The organism is Bradyrhizobium sp. PRIMUS42, from assembly GCF_023006515.1.
GTDB lineage: Bacteria > Pseudomonadota > Alphaproteobacteria > Rhizobiales > Xanthobacteraceae > Bradyrhizobium.
Genome location: NZ_JALBGZ010000768.1, coordinates 1 through 2,820, shown reverse-complemented (window position 1 = coordinate 2,820; position 2,820 = coordinate 1). Strand labels below are relative to the sequence as shown.

3 protein-coding genes are annotated in these 2,820 nt (G+C 64.9%); 2 read left to right on the top strand and 1 reads right to left on the bottom strand.

What is annotated here, in order from left to right:
- Positions 1-358 precede the first annotated feature (358 nt).
- Entirely contained in the window at positions 359-532 is a 174-nt protein-coding gene (locus tag MOV75_RS33290) for a DUF1328 domain-containing protein (RefSeq protein WP_036006471.1), read from the top strand.
- Positions 533-535: 3 nt separating this feature from the next.
- Here the strand turns inward: MOV75_RS33290 and MOV75_RS33285 are convergent, their stop codons facing one another.
- Positions 536-1,042: a thioesterase family protein gene (locus MOV75_RS33285; protein ID WP_246931731.1), complete on the bottom strand. Its 507-nt coding sequence runs from the start codon at positions 1,040-1,042 to the stop codon at positions 536-538.
- An 85-nt stretch (positions 1,043-1,127) separates the two neighbouring features.
- Here MOV75_RS33285 and MOV75_RS33280 point away from each other — a divergent pair, with 85 nt between their 5' ends.
- Positions 1,128-2,552: an FAD-binding oxidoreductase gene (locus MOV75_RS33280; RefSeq protein WP_246931733.1), complete on the top strand. Its 1,425-nt coding sequence runs from the start codon at positions 1,128-1,130 to the stop codon at positions 2,550-2,552.
- The last annotated feature ends 268 nt before the right edge of the window (positions 2,553-2,820 follow it).

The window sequence follows — 2,820 nt, the reverse complement described above, 5'->3', positions numbered from 1 at the left end:
ATTGAGGCCGGAGAGGTATTTCGGGCCCACGGAGGCGCGCGCACGCGCGGCGATGCCGCCGGCTGCGGGCTGGTGGTCGGGGACGCTGGTGATCTTGCTCGGCTCGGTCATGCGAATCATCGGCCCCACGATGGCACCGCGGGGTTGCGGAAGGGAGCCTTCTTAACAGGGATTGGTGGCTATATGGGGCCGCGGAACGAGGTTTTCCACGTGCGCGGCAAGTCAATTTGTTCCTGCGGGCCCTGCGAATTTCCACCCTGTTCCGGCCGGAACAATCGTTCCCGCGTCGAGATTGTCTGGGCAGGTGGCGCGGCCAGCCGCGCCAGATGCAGACAGACATCAAGACGAGGATTTGACCATGCTAGGCTGGGTTGTGACGTTTCTGGTTATCGCTCTGATCGCCGGCATCCTGGGCTTCGGCGGCGTCGCCGGCGCTTCGATCGAGATCGCCAAGATCATCTTCTTCATCGCGGTCGTTCTGTTCCTGGTCTCGGCCGTCGTCGGCTTGGCGCGCGGCCGCAACAGGATCTAGTGCTTACCGCTTCGAGGGCATCGCCACGTTCCGGCCGATGCCCTCGGGCCGCGGTACGGCATTGTGAGCCTTTGTGACCGCAGCGATACGCTCACGGATATCGGGCGGAAACGGCGCGACGCGCCGCGCATTCATATCCATGTGCAGGGACATGTTTTCGGAAGTTGCCGAGAGCCAGCCCTCAGTTGCGTGCCGCATCTCCTCGAACGTGTGCAGCCGCTTGTCGTCGGCCTCGAGCAACCAAACGAAAATCTGCACGGGATCGCCGAGGTGGATTTCGCGCAAATAGCGCACGTGGCACTCGGCGGTGAAGCTCGAGCCGCCGCGCTCCTTCATGTAGGCCGGCCCCATTCCGAGCTCGAGCCAGAGTTGGTCGATCGCGCGGTCGAACATCACGTTGTAATAGGCCATGTTGAGATGGCCGTTATAGTCGATCCATTGCGGCTCGATCTGCATGATCGCGGCGCGGAACGGCTCCGCTTGGGGCGCTGAGGCGGCAGTCTCCGGCATATGTTCTTCCCTAGCCATGCGTCCGGTCGCTTGACTTGACCGGTTTTATGTCCTTTGCCACGGTTCTTCTGTCGGGAGGAATTCCGTGGGCACCACCATCACCAATAGTCCGCCGCGGCCGGAGCCGAAAGCCCTTGCGAGCGCGCTGGAGCAGCTTGCCGCACGCTTCGGCAACCGCCTCATCACCTCGCAGGCCGTCCGCGAGCAGCACGGCCATACCACCACCTGGCTCCCCAACCAGCCGCCTGATGGGGTGGTGATGGCGCAGGAGACCGCCGACATCCAGGACGTGGTGCGGATCTGCGCCAAGAACCGCGTCCCCGTCATTGCCTTCGGCACCGGCACCTCGCTCGAGGGCCAGGTCAACGCACCCGCCGGTGGCATCTCGATCGATCTGCGCGACATGAACAAGGTGCTCGCGGTGCATGCCGAGGACCTCGACTGCGTGATCCAGCCCGGCGTCACCCGCAAGGCGCTGAACGAGCATCTGCGTGACCAGGGCCTGTTCTTTCCGATCGATCCCGGCGCGGATGCCTCGCTTGGCGGCATGGCCTCGACCCGCGCCTCCGGCACCAACGCGGTGCGTTACGGCACCATCCGCGAGAGCGTGCTGGCGCTGAAGGTGGTGCGCGGCGACGGCGAGATCATCACGACAGGCACGCGCGCGAAGAAGTCATCCGCGGGCTACGACCTGACGCATCTGTTTGTCGGCGCCGAAGGCACGCTCGGCATCATCTCAGAGCTGACCATCCGTCTGCGCGGCATCCCCGAGACGATCGCGGCCGGCGCGGTGTCGTTCGAGAGCGTCCACGGGGCCTGTCAGGCCGTCATCCTGGCGATCCAGACCGGCATTCCCGTGGCCCGCATCGAACTGCTCAACGCCGCGCAGGTGAAGGCCTGCAACGCCTATTCGAAGCTGACGCTGCCCGAGACGCCGCTGCTGCTGATGGAATTCCACGGCAGCGAGATCGAGGTTGCCGAGCAGTCCAAGGCCTTCGGCGAGATCGCCAAGGACTGCGGCGGCGGTGATTTCTCCTGGACCACCAAGCCGGAGGACCGCACAAAACTGTGGCAGGCGCGGCACGACGCCTATTGGTCGGTGAAGGCGCTGCGTCCCGGTGACAGCATCGGCGTGGTCGCGACCGACGTCTGCGTGCCGATCTCGCGGCTCGCCGAGTGCGTCAGCGAGACCGAGGAGGATCTCAAGCGCCTTAATTTGTTGTCGCCGATCGTCGGCCATGTCGGCGACGGCAATTTCCATTGCTCGCTGGTCTGCGACACCAACGACGCGGGCGAGATGGCGCGCGGCGAGGAGTTCATGCATCGCCTGGTCGAGCGCGCGCAGGCGATGGACGGCACCTGCACCGGCGAGCACGGCATCGGTCAGGGCAAGCAGAAATATCTCAAGGCGGAACTCGGCCCTGAAGCGCTGGATGCGATGCGGGCGCTCAAAAAAGCGCTCGATCCGCTCAATATCTTCAACCCCGGCAAGATCGTACCGGAGAACTAGCACCCACGGCGCCCGGATCGGGAACCTTCGGCAATCCTGTCGGTTCCAATTCCGCCAAGTTCCGATGCCTCAATGGCAGGGCTTTGCACGGAGGGTGCGATGGTGCGACCGGTCATCGGGATTGCGGCGCTGGCATTTGCCTGCATGCTGGCGGGCGCGGCGCTGGCGAAGGGCGGGCATGGTGGTGGCCATGGGGGTGGACATGGCGGCGGACATGGTGGCGGACATGGCGGCGGCCATCACGGCGGCGGACATTTCCGTGGCCACG